Genomic DNA, 18,260 nt, shown 5'->3' with positions numbered 1-18,260 from the left:
CAGCCGGGGTACGGGGCGGGTGGGTGGAGACTTGGGGGAGTCGATGGCGAGGGATGATCGAACGCTGCCACTGACACGGGGTCAGCTCGACATCTGGCTATCCCAAGAAGCCGGCTTCGCCGGCACCCAGTGGCAGCTCGGCCTCCTGGTCAAAATCGACGGCCCGGTCCATCGCGACAAGTTTCAGCAGGCACTCACCCAAGCGGTCGGCGAGGCCGAATCGGGCCGGGTCTCGTTCTTCGAGGTCGACGGCCAGGTGGTCCAGAAGCCGATCGACTACCCCCACGTCGAGCTCGAGTTCCATGACCTGAGGGGCGCGGCGGATCCGGTGCAGGAAGCCCGCGAGATGTCATCCGCCATTCAGCGCACGCCGATGCCGTTGAACGGCCAGATGTTCAAATTCGTGCTCTTTCAAACGGGGCACGAGGAATTCTATTTGTTTGGTTGCTGCCACCACATTGCGATCGACGGTTTGGGCATGGCCTTGGTCTGCCGCCGGGTCGCAACCATTTATTCCGCGATGGTGGCGGGAAAGCCAATTCCCGACGCCTATTTCGGTTCGGCGCAGGACCTGGTCGACCTCGAGTCCGAGTACGAGGCTTCCGAGGATTACCTCGAAGACAAGGCCTATTGGAGCGAGCACCTTCCGCCGGAGAGCGGACCGGTCGACCGGCTGCCCGATGCGGGCACCGAGCAAGACCACTACTCGCCGTCCGCGTCGGTCCAGTTGGACCCCTCGGTCGTCAACCGGATCAAGGAGCTGTCCAAGAAGCTGGCCATCCGCCGGTTTTCGGTCACCACCGCCGCGTGCGCCCTGTTGGTGCGCGGATGGTCGGGCAGCGGCTCCGAGGTGGCGCTGGACTTCCCGGTCAGCCGGCGCGTGACCCCGGAGTCGAAGACGCTCCCGGCAATGCTGGCCGGTGTCGTGCCGCTGGTCCTGTCGACGGAACCGCAGACGACGGTCGCCGACTTCTGCAAGCACGTGGACACGCGGATCCGCGAACTGCTGAAGCATCAGCGCTTCCCGGTGCACACCCTCGAGGGCGACGGCCTGCGGCAGGCGCCGAACCGCGTCGGGATCAACTTCATCCCATCCCGGCTGACCCTGGACCTGGCCGGCTCGCCGGCGACGGCGTCGTACACCAACCACGGCCCGGTCGGGCACTTCGGGTTGTTCTTCCTCGGCGCCGGTGACCAGCTCTTCCTCAGCACCGCCGGCCCGGGTCAGCCGTTCGCCGGCTTCGGCGTCGCCGACCTGGCGGGACGGCTGCAGCAGATCCTGGCGGCCATGACCGCCGACCCCGAGCGGCCGCTGTCGTCGATCGAGCTGCTGACCCCCGACGAGCCCGCGCTCATCGACCAGTGGAGCAACCGGCCGGCGCTGGCCGAGCCCGCGCCGGCCCCGGTGTCGATTCCGGCCGCGTTCGCCGAGCACGTGCAGCGCACACCCGAGGCGCCGGCCGTGACCTTCGGCGACCAGACGCTCACCTACGCGGAGCTCGACGAGGCGTCGAACCGCCTGGGGCACCTGCTCGCCGGCCACGACGTGGGGCCGGGTGACTGCGTGGCGGTGCTGTTCCCCCGCTGCGCGGACGCCATTGTCTCGATGCTGGCGGTGCTCAAGACGGGCGCGGCCTACGTGCCGATCGACCCCGCGCACGCGTCGTCGCGGATGGACTTCGTGCTCGAGGACGCGGCGCCCAGCGCGGTCATCACCACGGCGGAACTGCGCCCGCGGCTGGAGGGCCATGACGTTTTCGTCGTCGACGTGCACGACCCCGCCGTCGACAGCCAACCCGACACCGCGCTGCCGAACCCGGCGCCCGAGAACGTCGCCTACATCATCTATACGTCCGGAACGACCGGGACCCCCAAAGGCGTCGCCATCCCTCATCTCAACGTCACGTGGCTGACCGAGTCGCTCGACGCCGCCCTGCCGCCGGGCAATGTCTGGACGCAAAGCCATTCCTCGTCCTTCGACTTCTCGGTGTGGGAAATCTTCGGTGCGCTGCTCCGCGGCAGGCGGCTGCTGGTGGTTCCCGAATCGGTGGCGTCCTCCCCGCAGGACTTCCACGACCTGCTGGTCGCGGAGAAAGTCAGCGTGCTGACGCAGACGCCGTCGGCGGTCGCGATGCTCCCCGCCGAGGGCCTGGAGTCCACGGCACTGGTGGTGGCCGGCGAGGCCTGCCCGACCGACGTCGTCGACCGCTGGGCGGCGCCCGGCCGGGTGATGATCGATGCCTACGGCCCGACCGAGACCACCGTCTGCGCGTCGATCAGCACGCCGCTGACGCCGGGCTCGCCGGTGGTGCCGATCGGCTCCCCGATACCCGGGGCGGCGATGTTCGTCCTCGACAAGTGGCTGCAGCCGGTGCCCGCCGGTGTCGTCGGCGAGTTGTACCTCGCGGGTCGCGGCGTCGGGCACGGCTACGTGCGCCGGCCCGGGCTGACCGCGTCGCGTTTCGTGGCCAACCCCTTCGGCGGCCCCGGGGCCCGCATGTACCGCACCGGGGACCTGGTGTGCTGGGGTCCCGACGGGCAGCTGCAATACCTGGGCCGCGCCGACGAACAGGTCAAGATCCGCGGCTACCGCATCGAACTCGGCGAGATCCAGGCGGTGCTGGCCGGCCTCGACGGGGTGGACCAGGCCGCGGTGATCGCCCGCGAGGACCGCCCCGGCGACAAGCGCCTCGTCGGCTACATCACCGGCACCGCCGACCCCGCGGCGCTGCGCGCCCAACTGGCCGAGAAGCTTCCGCCGTACATGGTGCCGACCGCGGTGATGGTGCTCGACACCCTGCCGCTGACCGGCAACGGCAAGCTCGACAAGCGCACCCTGCCCTCGCCGGAATACACCGCGAGCGAATATCGGGCCCCGGCCGACGCGATCGAGGAGATCCTGGCCGACATCTACGCCCAGGTGCTGGGCGTCGAGCGCGTGGGCGTGGACGACTCCTTCTTCGACCTGGGCGGCGACAGCATCCTGTCGATGCAGGTGGTGTCCCGGGCACGGGCGGCCGGCGTGATCTGCCGACCCCGGGATGTCTTCGTCGAGCAGACGGTGGCCCGGCTGGCGCGGGTGTCCGAGGTGGCGGTCGACGGCGACCTCGGGGCGGCCGACGAGGGGGTCGGTCCCGTGGTGGCGACCCCGATCATGCGGTGGCTGCAGACCATCGACGGTCCGATCGACGAGTTCAACCAGGCCATGGTGCTGGCGGCGCCCGCGGGTGTGAGCGCCGACGACGTGGCGGTGGTGCTGCAGGCCGTGCTGGATCGCCATCCCATGCTGCGGCTGCGCGTGCAGGACGACGGCGCCGGGGGCTGGTCGCTCGAGGCGCCCGAGGCCGGCTCGGTGCAGGCCGGCGACTGCCTGCGCACGGTCGAGGCGCTCTCCGACGCGGACCTGGTCGAGGCCCGTTCCCGGCTCAACGTGGCCGACGGGGTCATTGTGAGCGCGGTATGGGCAAGTGCGACAAGCCAATTGGCGTTGATCATCCACCACCTGGCGGTCGACGGTGTGTCGTGGCGGACCCTGATCGAGGACCTCAACATCGCCTGGGTCCAGCACCACAACGCCCAACCGGTGGCGTTGCAGGCGCCCGGCACCTCGTTCGCCCGGTGGTCGTCGCTGCTGGCCGAGCACGCGAAGGACCCGGCCGTCCTCGAACAGGCCGGCGCGTGGCAGGAGGTGGTCGCCACCCCGCCGGCGCTGCCGGCCGCCGGGCCGGAGGACACCTACGCGAACGCCGGACAGTTGTCGGCGTCGCTGGACGTCGAGACGACCCGCCTGTTGCTGGGGGAGGTGCCTGCGGCGTTTCACGCCGGCGTGCAGGACATCCTGTTGATCGCGTTCGGGTTGGCGTTCACCGAGTTCCTGGGGTCCGTGGGGACCGCGACGCCGATCGGCATCGACATCGAGGGCCACGGACGCAACGAAGAGATCGCCTCCCGCATCGATCTGTCCCGCACGGTCGGCTGGTTCACCACCAAATACCCTGCGGCGCTGTCGATTCGCGGCGGGCTGAACTGGTCCAAGGTGACCGCGGGGGACGCCGCGCTGGGCGCGGTGATCAAGGACGCCAAGGAACAACTGCGCGCCCTGCCCGACGGCCTCACCTATGGGCTGTTGCGCTACCTGAACAGCGAGGTCGGCCTGCAGGGGCCGGACCCCGTGATCGGATTCAACTACCTGGGCCGGCTGGCCGCGGGGGCCGACCTCTCCGAGGACTTGTGGCGCGTCAGCGAGGACAGCCTGTCGTCGGCCGCGGTCGCGACGGCGGTGGCGATGCCGTTGGCGCACACCGTGGAACTCAACGCCGGCACCATGGACACCGAGGACGGCCCGCTGCTGCACGCCAACTGGCGGTGGGCGACCTCGGCGCTGACCGACGAACAAGTAAACCGGTTGAGCCAGTTGTGGTTTGAGGCCCTGGCCGGCATCTGCGCGCACGTGCGCGCCGGCGGCGGGGGGCTGACCCCGTCGGACATCGCGCCGGCCCGCCTGGACCAGCAGCAGATCGACGAGCTGTGCCGGCAGCACCAGATCGCCGACGTGCTGCCGCTGAGCCCCGTGCAGCAGGGTTTGTTGTTCCACACCAGCTTTGCGGCCGAGCTCGAAGACCTCTACGCGGTGCAGCTGGGCATCACCGTGAGCGGCAGCCTCGATCAGCACCGGCTGCGCGAGGCCGTGCAGACCGCCGTCAACCGCCACCCCAACCTGGTGGCGCGCTTCTTCGATGAATTCGGCGAGCCGGTGCAGATCATCCCCGCCGAGCCGGTAATGGCTTGGCGCTACGTCGAATTGGACGGCGGCTCGGACCCAGTGGACCAACAGCTCGAGCAGTTGGCCGCCGACGAACGCACCGCCGTGTGCGACCTGGCGGGCCAACCCGCCTTCCGGACCGCGCTGATCCGCATCGCCGACGACCGGCATCGGCTGCTGTTCACCATCCACCACATCGTGATCGACGGCTGGTCGCTGCCGGTCCTGCTGCGGGAGGTCTTCGCCGGCTACTACGGACAGCGGCTGCCCGCGCCGCCGTCGTACCGCAGCTACCTGATGTGGCTGGCCGCCCAGGACCACGCCGCCGCCCAAGCGGCCTGGCGTGAGGCGCTCGACGGGTTCGAGGCCCCCACCCTGGTGGCCCCGCCCGGCAAGATCGGGCGGCGCGCCGTTGCCACCTATGCGGTTTCGGCCGACACGACGCGGGCGCTCGGCGAGCTGGCCCGCTCCAGCCGCACCACCATCAGCACCGTGCTGCAGGGCGCCTGGGCGCAGCTGCTGACGTGGCTGACCGGCCAGCACGACGTCGCCTTCGGCACCGCGGTCTCGGGCCGGCCCACCGAGCTGGCCGGCGCCGACGCCATGGTCGGGCTGCTGATCAACACCGTGCCGGTTCGGGCCAACATCGCCGCCGCGACCACCGTCGTCGACCTGCTCGAGCAGCTGCAACGCGCCCACGCCGAGACCCTCGAGCATGAACACTTGGCGCTGGGCGAGATTCACCGCGTCACCGGGCACGACCAGCTGTTCGACACCCTGTTCCTCTACGAGAACTACCCGATCGACGCCGGCGCGATGATGGGCGCCCAAGAGCTGGCCGTCACCGAATTCAGCAGCCGCGAATTCAACCACTACCCGCTGTCGGTCGTGGCCACGCCGGGCCACGAACTGAGCCTGCGCGTCGAGTACGACACCGAGGTCTTCGACGCGGCCGCCATCGAAACGCTGATCGAGCGGCTGCGCCAGGTGATGGCGGCCATGACCGCCGATCCCGCGCAACGGCTTTCATCGATCGATCTGCTCGACCCCGCCGAACACGAACGGCTGGACGAGTGGGGCAACCGCGCCGTGCTGGCCCAGCGGCCCACCGGGCAGGAGTCGATCCCGGCGTTGTTCGCTGCGCAGGTCGCCCGCGCCGCCGACGCCGTCGCGATCACCTGCGGCGAGCGGTCGTTCACCTACCGCGAGGTCGAGGAGTCGGCAAACCGGTTGGCGCACTTGCTGGTTGGGCAGGGCGCGGGCCCGGGGCAGCGGGTGGCCGTGGTGATCCCGCGGTCGGCCGAAGCGGTGATCGCGATCTTCGCCGTCCTCAAGACCGGGGCCGCCTACGTGCCGATCGACCCGAGCGTGCCCGCGGCGCGCCTCGAGTTCGTGCTCGGCGATTCCGCCCCGATCGCGGCGGTGACCACCGCCGAGGTGCGGCCGCAGCTGGGCGGGTACGCCGGACAGATCATCGACATCGACGACGCCGCGGTGGCCGACCAGCCCACGACCGGCCTGCCCGCGCCGGCGCCGGACAACATCGCCTACATCATCTACACCTCGGGCACGACGGGAACGCCCAAGGGCGTGGCGATCCCGCACCGCAACGTCACGTTGCTGCTGGAGACACTGGATGCTCAGCTGGGGTTGGGCCAGGTGTGGACGCAATGTCACTCGCTGGCGTTTGACTTCTCGGTGTGGGAGGTCTTCGGGTCACTGCTGTACGGCGGGCGCCTGGTGATGGTGCCCGACGCGGTGGTGCGCTCGGCGGAAGACTTGCACGCCTTGCTGGTTCGCGAGCAGGTCAGCGTGCTGAGTCAGACCCCGTCGGCGTTCTATGCGCTGCAGAGTGCGGACGCGTTGGCGCCGGAGCTGGGTGAGCAGCTGAAGTTGCAGACGGTCGTGTTCGGCGGGGAGGCGTTGGAGCCGCACCGGCTGTCGACGTGGCTGCATCACCACCCCGGCCTGCCGCGCATGATCAACATGTACGGCATCACCGAGACCACGGTGCACGCCTCGTTCCGCGAGATCCTCGGCGGCGACGTCGACAACAACGTCAGCCCGATCGGGGTGCCGCTGGGCAACCTCGCCTTCTTCGTGCTCGACGGGTGGCTGCGCCCGGTGCCCGTCGGGGTGGTGGGCGAGTTGTACGTCGCCGGTGGGGGATTGGCCACCGGCTACGTGGGCCGCCCGGGGCTGTCGGCCACCCGATTCGTGGCCTGCCCGTACGGGGCCCCCGGCGCGCGGATGTATCGCACGGGCGACCTCGTCCGGTGGAGCGCCGACGGGCAGCTGCAGTACATGGGCCGCGCCGACGAACAGGTCAAGATCCGCGGCTACCGCATCGAACTCGGCGAAATCCAGGCCGCCCTCGCCTCGCTGGACGGCGTCGAGCACGCCGCCGTGATCGCCCGCGAGGACCGCCCCGGCGACAAGCGTCTGGTCGGCTACGTGACGGGCACCGCCGACCCCGCCGAGGCCCGCGCGCAACTCACCGAGCGGCTCCCGTCCTACATGGTGCCCTCGGCGGTGGTGATGCTCGACGCGCTGCCGCTGACGGTCAACGGCAAGCTCGACACCCGCGCCCTGCCGGCGCCGGAATATCAAGACGTCGACCGCTACCGGGCGCCGGCGAGCGCCATCGAGGAGATCCTGGCCGGCATCTACGCCCAGGTGCTGGGCGTGGAACGCGTCGGCGTGGACGACTCCTTCTTCGACCTGGGCGGTGACAGCATCCTGTCCATGCAGGTGGTGGCCCGCGCCCGCGCCGCCGGCGTGGTGTGCCGCCCGCGGGACGTCTTCACCGAACAGACGGTCGCGCGCCTGGCGCGGGTCGCCACGATCGCCGACCCCGACGACGACGTCGTCGACGAGGGGATCGGGCCGGTGGTGGCCACCCCGATCATGCGCTGGCTGCAGAACATGGACGGCCCCGTCGAGCAGTTCAACCAGACGATGGTGCTGGCGGTCCCCGCCGACGTCACCGCCGACGACGTGCCGGTGGTGCTGCAGGCGCTGCTGGACCGGCACGCGATGCTGCGGGTCCGCGTCGAGGACGACGGCGTGGGCGGCTGGTCGTTCGACGTGCCCGAGCCGGGCTCGGTGCAGGCCGGCGACGTGCTGGAGACCGTCGACGAGTTGTCCGAGGCGGCCCTGGTCGACGCCCGGTCGCGGCTGAACCTGGCCGACGGCCTGATGCTGAACGCCGTATGGGCAAGCGAGACAAGCCAATTGGCGTTGGTCATCCATCACCTGGCGGTCGACGGTGTGTCGTGGCGGACCCTGATCGAGGACCTCAACATCGCCTGGGCGCAGCACCACAGCGGCCAGCCGGTGGCCCTGCCGGTCGGCGGGACCTCGTTCGCCCGGTGGTCGTCGCTGCTGGACGAGCACGCGCGCCGCCCCGAGGTCGTCGAGCGGGCCGAGGAGTGGCGGCAGGTGGCCGCGATCCCGGCGGTGTTGCCGGCCGCGCGGCCCGAGGACACCTACGCGACGGCCGGGCAGCTGTCGGCGTCGCTGGACGTCGAGACGACCCGCCTGTTGCTGGGGGAGGTGCCCGCGGCGTTTCACGCTGGGGTGCAAGACATTTTGCTGATCGCGTTCGGGTTGGCGTGGACGCAGTTCATGGGCACCGGAGCGCCGATCGCCATCGACGTGGAGGGCCACGGGCGCAGCGAGGAGCTGGGCCCGCAGGTGGACCTGTCGCGCACGGTCGGGTGGTTCACCGCCAAGTACCCGGTGTCGCTGCGCGTCGGTGGCCTGTCGTGGGGTCAGGTGGTCGGCGGCGACGCGGCGCTGGGCCCGGTGATCAAGGACGCCAAGGAGCAGCTGCGGGGCCTGCCCGACGGCCTCACCTATGGGTTGCTGCGGTACCTGAATCCCGATGTGGACCTTGGTGATTCGGATCCCGCCATCAGCTTCAACTACCTGGGCCGGCTGGGCGGCGGGGCCGCCGACCTGTCGCCCGACCTGTGGCAGCTCAGCGAGGACAGCTTCGCGTTGGCCGGTGCGGCCGGGGCGGTGGCCCTGCCGCTGCCGCACACGGTGGAGCTCAACGCCGGCACCATGGACACCGCCGACGGCCCCCACCTGCAGGCCAACTGGACGTGGGCGCGCTCGGCGCTGGACGAAAAGCAGATCGGCAAGCTCAGCGAGTTGTGGTTCGACGCGCTGGCCGGGATCTGCGCGCACGTCCGCGACGGCGGCGGCGGGTTGACCCCGTCCGACATCGCGCCCGCCCGGCTGACCCAGCGGGACCTCGACGAACTGCAGGGGCAGTACCGCGTCGCCGACGTGCTGCCGCTGACCCCGCTGCAGCAGGGGCTGCTGTTCCACACCGGCACCGCGCAGGGCGCCCAAGGCTCCGAGGACCTCTACGCCGTGCAGCTCGACATCTCGGTCAGCGGCGCCATCGACCCGGAGCGGCTGCGCGACGCCGTGCAGACCGTCGTCACCCGCCACCCCAACGTGGTGGCCCACTTCAGCGAGGACTTCGGCGAGCCGGTGCAGGTCTTGTCCGCCGATCCGGAACTGGCCTGGCAGTACGTCGAGCTGCACGCCGGCGGCGACCAAGACCACCAGATCGAGGAGCTGTCGGCCGCCGAACGCGTCGCCGTCTGCGACCTGGCGGGCAAGCCGCCGTTCCGGGGCACGCTGATCCGCACCGGGGACGACACCTACCGGTTCGTGCTCACCAACCACCACATCGTGCTCGACGGCTGGTCCAAGCCCGTCCTGCTGCAGGAGATCTTCGCCAGCTACTTCGGGGTGCGGCTGCCCGCGCCGGTGCCCTACCGCAGCTTCATCACCTGGCTCTCCGAGCAGGACCGCGCCGCCGCGCAGGCGGCGTGGCGCGAGGTGCTCGCCGGATTCGACACCCCCACGCTGGTGGGGCCGTCGGGCCGGATGGGGCTGGGCCCGCGCGGCGTCGCCGAATTCCACGTGTCCGCGGAGACCAGCCGCCTGCTCGGCGAATTGGCCCGCTCGTGCCGCACCACCGTCAGCACCGTGCTGCAGGCGGCCTGGGCGCAGCTGCTGATGTGGCTGACCGGCCAGCACGATGTGGTGTTCGGCACAGCGGTTTCGGGCCGGCCGACCGATTTGGCCGGTTCGGAGTCCATGGTGGGCCTGCTGATCAACACCGTGCCGGTGCGGGCGACCATTGGCGCCGAAACCACCATCGCCGACCTGCTTGACCAGCTACAACAGGCCTACACCAGGACCTTGGACCACCAGCACCTGGCGCTGAACGAAATTCATCGTGTAACGGGGCACGACCAAATTTTCGACACAATGTTCGTGTATGAGAACTATCCCCTCGATACCGCCGCGCTATCGGCCGTGGACGAGTTAACTATTAGGGGATTCACGAATCGGGAATACAACCATTACCCGCTTTCGGTGCAAGCCGTGCCGGGCCAGGAAATTGGCCTTCGCGTCGAGTTCGATACCGACGTGTTCGGCGAGGCGAGGATCGAGAAGCTGGTCGAGCGTTTCAAGCGGGTGCTGGAAGCCATGACCGTGGACTTGGAGGAGCAGTCATGACCGTCGGTGCGGGACGGCGATTGTTATCGATCGATCTACTGGATGGCGGCGAGCACGACCGACTCGACGAGTGGGGCAACCGGGCGATATTGACCAAGCCGGTCAAAGTCCCGACGTCCATTCCCGAAATGTTCGCGACCCAGGTGGCGCGCGCGCCGCAGGCGACCGCGCTCAGTTTCGAGGGCCGCTCGCTGACCTATTTGGAGCTCGACGAGGCCGCCAACCGGCTGGCGCACCTACTGGCCGAGCAGGGCGCCGCCCCGGGCGAATGCGTCGCGCTGCTGTTCTCCCGCTCGGCCGAAGCCATCATCTCGATCCTCGCGGTCTTGAAGACCGGCGCGGCCTACCTGCCGATCGACCCCGCGCTGCCCGCCGCCCGCATGGAGTTCATGCTCGGCGACGCCACTCCGATCGCCGCGGTCACCACCGCCAGCCTGCGCACCCGGCTGGACGGCTTCGACCTGCCCGTCATCGACGTCGACGAGGCCGCCGCCGACAGCCAGCCCAGCAGCGCGCTGCCCGGACCGGCGCCCGACGACATCGCCTACATGATCTACACCTCGGGGACCACCGGCGTCCCCAAGGGTGTCGCGGTCACGCACCGCAACGTGACCGAATTCCTGAAGACCCTGCACGCCAAGCTGCCGTCCGGTGCGGGCCAGGTGTGGTCGCAGTGGCACTCCCTGGTGTTCGACGTCTCGGTGTGGGAGATCTGGGGTGCGCTGCTGCACGGCGGGCGCCTGGTCGTGGTCCCCGAATCGGTCGCGGGCTCGCCCGACGATCTGCACGACCTGCTGGTCGCCGAGAAGGTCAACGTGCTCAGCCAGACCCCGTCCGCGGTGGGGATGCTCTCGCCCGAGGGCCTGGAGTCCACGGCGCTGGTGGTGGCCGGCGAGGCCTGCCCCGCCGAGGTCGTCGACCGGTGGGCGCCCGGACGCGTGATGATCAACGCCTACGGCCCGACCGAGGCCACCGTCTACGCCGCGATGAGCGCGCCGCTGACGGGGGACTCGGGCGCGCCGCCGATCGGCTCGCCGGTGCCCGGCGCGGCGCTGTTCGTCTTGGACAAGTGGTTGCGGCCCGCGCCCGAGGGCGTGGTCGGTGAGCTGTACGTGGCCGGCCGCGGCGTGGCCACCGGGTACGCGCGGCGGTCCGGCCTGACGGCGTCGCGGTTCGTGGCCTGCCCCTTCGGCGGCCCGGGCGCGAGGATGTACCGCACCGGCGACCTGGTGCGCTGGGGCACCGACGGGCAGCTGCAATACCTGGGCCGCGCCGACGAGCAGGTCAAGATTCGCGGCTACCGCATCGAACTCGGCGAGATCCAGTCGGCCCTCGCCGCGCTCGACGGCGTGGACCAGGCCGCGGTCATCGCCCGCGAGGACCGCCCCGGCGACAAGCGCCTCGTCGGCTACATCACCGGCACCGCCGACCCGGCGGAGCTGCGCACCCAGCTCGGCAAGCGGTTGCCCGCCTACATGGTCCCCGCCGCCGTGGTGGTGCTCGAGGCGCTGCCGCTGACGGTCAACGGCAAGCTCGACAAGCGCGCCCTGCCCGCGCCGGAGTACCACAAGCGCGCCGGTGAGTACCGCGCGCCGTCCAACCACACCGAGGAGATCCTGGCCGGCATCTACGCCCAGGTGCTGGGTGTGGAGCGCGTCGGCGTCGACGACTCGTTCTTCGACCTGGGCGGCGACAGCATCCTGTCCATGCAGGTCGTGGCCCGCGCCCGCGCCGCCGGCGTGGTGTGCCGCCCCCGCGACGTGTTCGTCGAGCAGACCGTGGCCCGGCTGGCCCGCGTGGCCACCGACCGCGACGACGAGGAGGACGTGGTCGACGAGGGGATCGGCCCGGTGGTGGCCACCCCGATCATGCGCTGGCTGCAAACCGTCGACGGCCCGATCGACGACTTCAACCAGACCATGGTGCTGGCGGCCCCCGCGGGCGTCACCGCCGACGAGGTCGTCGTCGTGCTGCAGGCCCTGCTGGACCGCCACCCGATGCTGCGGCTGCGCGTCGAAGACGACGGCGAGGGCGGCTGGAAGTTGCACGCGCCCGACCCGGGCACGGTGCAGGCCGGCGACTGCCTGCAGACCGTCGACACCCTGACCGACGCCACGCTCGTCGAGGCGCGGTCGCGGCTGAACCCGGGCGCCGGCGCGATGGTGAGCGCCGTATGGGCAAGCGAGACAAGCCAATTGGCGTTGATCATCCACCACGTGGCCGTCGACGGTGTGTCGTGGCGGACCCTGATCGAGGACCTCAACATCGCCTGGGCCCAGCACCACAGCGGCCAGCCGGTGGCCCTGCCGGTCGGCGGGACCTCGTTCGCCCGGTGGTCGTCGCTGCTGGCCGAGCACGCGCAGAGCCCGGCGGTCGTCGAGCAGGCCGACGCCTGGCGCGAGGTGGTGTCCACCCTGGCCCCGCTGCCGGCGGTGCGTCCCGAGGAGGACACCTACCAGACGGCCGAGCAGCTGTCGGTCTCGCTGGACGTGGAGACCACCCGCCTGCTGCTGGGCGAGGTGCCCGCGGCGTTCCACGCCGGGGTGCAAGACATCCTGTTGATCGCGTTCGGGATGGCCTGGACGGAATTTTTGGGTTCCAAGGCTGCTGGCGCGCCGATCGGCATCGACGTCGAGGGCCACGGGCGCCAGGAAGAGCTGGGACCGCACGTCGACCTGTCGCGCACCGTGGGGTGGTTCACCACCAAGTACCCGGTGGCCCTGGCCATCGAGGGGCTGGACTGGGCCAGCGTGGTGGGCGGTGACGACGCGCTGGGCGCGGCCGTCAAGGCCACCAAGGAGCAGCTGCGCGCCCTGCCCGACGGGCTGACCTACGGCCTGCTGCGCTACCTGAACCCCGACGTCGATCTGGGTGGGTCCGACCCGGTGATCGGCTTCAACTACCTGGGCCGGCTCGGCGCGGCCGCCGACCTGCCCGGCGAGTTGTGGCGGTTGAGCCCCGACAGCCTGTCGCTGAGCGGCGCGGCCGCCGCGGTGGCGATGCCGCTCATGCACACCGTCGACCTCAACGCCGGCACCATGGACACCGAAGAGGGCCCGCACCTGCACGCCAACTGGACGTGGGCGGCCTCGGCGATGGACCGCGAGCAGATCAGCCGGCTCAGCCGGCTGTGGTTCGAGGCCCTGGCCGGCATCTGCGCGCACGTGCAAGCCGGCGGCGGCGGGCTGACCCCGTCCGACATCGCGCCGGCCCGCCTGAACCAGCGGCAGATCGACGAGCTGAGCAAGCAGCACCAGGTCGCCGACATCCTGCCGCTGACCCCGCTGCAGCAGGGCCTGCTCTTCCACGCCAGCTTCGCCCAAGACCCGGGCGACGACGTCTACGCGGTGCAGCTGGGCATCACCGTGACCGGCGCCCTGGACTCGCACCGGCTGCACGAGGCGGTGCACACCGTGGTGAACCGCCACCCCAACCTGGCGGCCCGGTTCTGCCCGCAGTTCGGCGAGCCCGTCCAGGTGATCCCGGCCGACCCGGTCATGGCGTGGCGCTACATCCAGCTCGGGCCCGAAGACCTCGACCCCGAACAACGGGTCGAGGAGCTGTGCGCCGCCGAGCGCGCCGCGGTGAGCGACCTGGCCAACCGGCCGGCGTTCCGGGCCGCGCTGATCCGCACCGCGGACAACCGGTACCGGTTCGTGCTGACCAACCACCACATCGTGATGGACGGCTGGTCGCTGCCTATCCTGCTGCGCGAGATCCTGGCCAACTACTACGGCGACCAGCTGCCCGCGCCCGCGACCTACCGCAGCTACCTGACGTGGCTGGCCGGCCAGGACCGCGCCGCCGCGCAGGCGGCGTGGCGTGAGGTGCTCGACGGGTTCGAGGCCCCCACCCTGGTGGGCCCTGCGGGTCGGATGCGGCTCGGCCGGCGGGCCGTGGAGTCCTACCGCCTGTCCGCGGAAACCACGCGCGCCCTGGGCGAGCTGGCCCGCTCGTGCCACACCACCGTCAACACCGTGTTGCAGGCCGGGTGGGCGCAGCTGCTGATGCGGCTCACCGGCCACCACGACGTGGCGTTCGGCACCGCCGTCTCCGGTCGGCCTGCCGACCTCGCCGGCGCCGAATCGATGGTGGGCCTGCTGATCAACACCGTCCCGGTGCGCGCCAACATCGACGCGGAGACCACCGTCGCCGATGTGCTGGACCAGCTGCAGCAGCACCACAACGACACCCTCGAGCACGAGCACCTGGCGCTGAGCGAGATCCACCGCGTGACCGGCCACGACGCCCTGTTCGACACCCTGTTCCTGTACGAGAACTACCCGATCGACACCAGCGTCCCGTTGGGCTTCCACGAGTTGGCCATCACCGATGTCACCAACCGCGAGTACAACCACTACCCGCTGTCGGTGATGGCGCTCCCGGGCCGCGAACTGGGCCTGCGCGTCGAATACGACACCGACGTGTTCGACGCGGCCGGCATCGAGAAGATGACCGAGCGGTTCCAGCGCGTGCTCTCCGAGATGACCGTCGACCCCACCCGACGGCTGATGGCGCTCGACGTCGTCGACGAGGCCGAGCACGAGCTGCTCGACTCCTGGGGCAACCGGTCGGTGCTGAGCCAGCCGGCGACCGGCACGTCGATCCCGGGGTTGTTCGCCGCGCAGGTGGCCCGCACCCCCGACGCGGCGGCGCTCAGTTTCGACGGACGCTCGATGACCTATCGGGAACTCGACGAGGCCGCAAACCGGTTGGCGCACTTGCTGATCGAGGAGGGCGCGGGCCCGGGCGAGCGGGTCGCGCTGCTGTTCTCCCGCTCGGCCGACGCGATCGTCTCGATCCTCGCCGTCCTCAAGACGGGCGCGGCGTATCTGCCGATCGACCCGGCGCTGCCGACCGCCCGGATCGAGTTCCTGCTCGGCGACGCCGAGCCGGTCGCCGTGGTCACCACGACGGGCCTGCGGTCGCGGCTGGAGGGCTGCCGCCCGACGGTCATCGACGTCGACGACCCGGCGCTGGACGCCCAGCCCAGCGACCCGCTGCCGATGCCGTCGTCGGACAACATCGCCTACCTCATCTACACGTCGGGCACCACCGGCGTCCCCAAGGGCGTGGCCGTCACCCACGACAACGTCACCCAGCTGGTGGAGTCCCTGCACGCCGACCTGCCGGAGGCGGGGGTTTGGGCGCAGTGGCACTCCCTGGTCTTCGACGTGTCGGTGCACGAGATCTGGGGCGCGCTGCTGCACGGTGGCCGCCTGGTCGTGGTGCCCGAATCGGACGCGGCCTCCCCGGATGAGCTGCACGCGCTGCTGGTCTCCGAAGGCGTCACCGTGCTGAGCCAGACCCCGTCGGCGGTGGGCATGCTCTCGCCGGAGGGCCTGGACTCGACGGCGCTGGTGGTGGCCGGCGAGGCCTGCCCGGTCGAGGTCGTCGACCGGTGGGCGCCGGGGCGCGTGATGATCAACGCCTACGGCCCGACCGAGGCCACCGTCTACGCGGCGATGAGCGCGCCGCTGCAGGCCGGGGCAGCGTCGGCGCCGATCGGTTCACCGGTGCCGCGGGCCGCGTTGTTCGTGCTCGACCGGTGGCTGCGCCCGGCGCCCGAGGGTGTCGTGGGCGAGCTGTACATCGCCGGCCACGGTGTGGCGACGGGATATTCGCGACGGTCCGGTCTGACGGCGTCGCGGTTCGTCGCCTGCCCGTTCGGCGGCCCGGGCGCGCGGATGTACCGCACCGGCGACCTGGTCCGGTGGAGCCACGACGGTCAGCTCGAGTACCTCGGCCGCGCCGACGAGCAGGTCAAGATCCGCGGCTACCGCATCGAACTCGGCGAAGTGCAGGCGGCGCTGGCCGGGCTGGACGGGGTCGAGCAGGCGGCGGTGATCGCCCGCGAGGACCGTCCCGGCGACAAGCGGCTGGTCGGTTACATCACCGGCACCGCCGACCCGGTCGGCATCCGCATCCAGCTGGCCGACCGGCTGCCGGCCTACATGGTGCCGGCCGCGGTGGTGGTGCTCGACGCGCTGCCGCTGACGGTCAACGGCAAGCTCGACAAGCGCGCCCTGCCCGCGCCGGAGTACCAGAAGCGCGGCGGCGAATACGTCGCCCCGTCCAACCCGACCGAGGAGACCATCGCCGGCATCTTCGCCCGGGTCCTCGGGATGGAGCGGGTCTCGGTCGACGACTCCTTCTTCGAGCTCGGCGGCGACTCGCTGTCGGCGATGCGGGTGATCGCCGAGATCAACACCGCCCTGGACGGCGCTTTGTCGGTGCGCACCCTGTTCGACTCGCAGTCCATCCGGGCTCTGAGTCAGCGGATCGCCAGCGGCGCCGACACCGAGAACGCCGCGGGGCCCGGCTTCGCGGCGGTGCACGGCGCCGACGCCACCGAGGTGTACGCCCGCGACCTCACGCTGGACAAGTTCATCGACGCGACGACGCTGGCGGCCGTGCCGTCGCTGCGCGCTCCCAGCTCCGAGGTCCGGACGGTCCTGCTGACCGGCGCGACCGGATTCCTGGGTCGCTACCTGGTGCTGGAATGGCTCGAGCAGCTGGAACAGGTCGAGGGCAAGCTGATCTGCCTGGTGCGGGCCCGCTCCGACGAGGACGCCTGGCGCCGGCTGGAGAAGACCTTCGACAGCGGCGACCCCGAGCTGCTGCGGCACTTCCGGGAACTGGCCGAAGATCACCTGCAGGTGGTCGCCGGCGACAAGGGCCAGGCCAACCTGGGCCTGGACGACCAGACCTGGCGGCAGCTGGCCGACACCGTCGACCTCATCGTGGACTCCGCGGCCGTCGTCAACGGGGTGCTGCCCTACAACGAGCTGTTCACGCCCAACGTCGGCGGCACCGCCGAGCTGATCCGCTTGGCGCTCACCACGAAGATGAAGCCGTACGCCTACGTGTCGACGTCGGACGTGGGGCGCCAGATCGAGCCGTCGGCGTTCACCGAGGACGCCGACATCCGGGTCATCAGCGCCACCCGCGTCGTCGACGGCAGCTACGCCAACGGCTACGGCAACAGCAAGTGGGCGGGCGAGGTGCTGCTGCGCGAGGCCCACGACCTGTGCGGCCTGCCGGTCTCGGTGTTCCGCTCCGACATGATCCTGGCCGACACCAGCTACGCGGGCCAGCTCAACGTGGCGGACATCTTCACCCGGATGATCCTGAGCGTCGTGGCCACCGGCTGCGCGCCCAAGTCGTTCTATCAGCTCGACGCCGAGGGCAACCGGCAGAGCGCGCACTTCGACGGCCTGCCCGTCGAGTTCGTCGCCGAGGCGATCGCCAAGCTGGGCGCCCAGGTGATGGAGGGGTTCGAGACCTATCACGTGATGAACCCGCACGACGACGGCATCGGGCTCGACGAATACGTCGACTGGCTGATCGAGGCCGGCTACCCGATCGAGCGCGTCGGCGACTTCGGGGAGTGGCTGCAGCGCTTCGAGACCGGCCTGCGCGGCCTGCCGGAACGGCAGCGCCAGAACTCGGTCCTGCAGATGCTCCTGTTGCTGCTGCGCGATCCGAAGAACCTGCAGCCCGCCGAGCCGGCCCGCGGCGCGTTCGCGCCGACCGACCGGTTCCGCGCCGCCGTGCAGGAAGCGAAAGTCGGTCCGGACAACGACATCCCGCACGTCAGCGCGCCGGTGATCGTCAAGTACGTCACCGACCTGCAACTGCTCGGCCTGCTCTAACCGATCGCGGAACGTCGGCGCGGCGTGGTCCCTAGGGACCGCGCCGCGCTGCTGCATACGCAATTCCTGTTTGTGATTGAGTGACGCCTGACCGGGGCCGGCCGCCTATCACGCGGCAATAACGGTCACCGCCCGCGAAAAGGCGTCGGCGAAACCGTCAAACCCCCTGATCCAATCAATACTGTATGTAGCTACACTATCGCCGATCAGTACCTCAGGTATCTGAAGTACGGGATTAGCAGGTGCAGTCTACGGTTTTGGGTAATTCACAGGACATTAAGTTTGGATAACCCTGG

2 protein-coding genes are annotated in these 18,260 nt (G+C 70.4%); both read left to right on the top strand.

Translation table 11 applies throughout. The features are described from left to right. The first annotated feature begins 43 nt into the window (after positions 1-43). A complete protein-coding gene (locus W7S_RS15225; protein WP_014711950.1) occupies positions 44-10,309 on the top strand; it encodes a non-ribosomal peptide synthetase in 10,266 nt (3,421 codons plus the stop codon). Next, positions 10,306-17,964, top strand: coding sequence for a non-ribosomal peptide synthetase (locus W7S_RS15220; protein WP_014711949.1), 7,659 nt, complete (start codon positions 10,306-10,308; stop codon positions 17,962-17,964). The genes W7S_RS15225 and W7S_RS15220 overlap by 4 nt, the downstream gene beginning before the upstream one ends. Positions 17,965-18,260 lie beyond the last annotated feature (296 nt).

Source organism: Mycobacterium sp. MOTT36Y, assembly GCF_000262165.1.
GTDB classification, from domain to species: Bacteria; Actinomycetota; Actinomycetes; order Mycobacteriales; family Mycobacteriaceae; genus Mycobacterium; species Mycobacterium intracellulare.
Note: the sequence above shows the minus strand (reverse complement) of the source record. Positions and strands in the feature narration are given on the sequence as shown.

What these genes read in the sequence shown, in the direction of transcription:
- W7S_RS15225 (WP_014711950.1), top strand. Translation starts at nt 44, where the DNA reads ATGGCGAGGGATGATCGAACGCTGCCACTGACACGGGGTCAGCTCGAC.
- W7S_RS15220 (WP_014711949.1), top strand. Translation starts at nt 10,306, where the DNA reads ATGACCGTCGGTGCGGGACGGCGATTGTTATCGATCGATCTACTGGAT.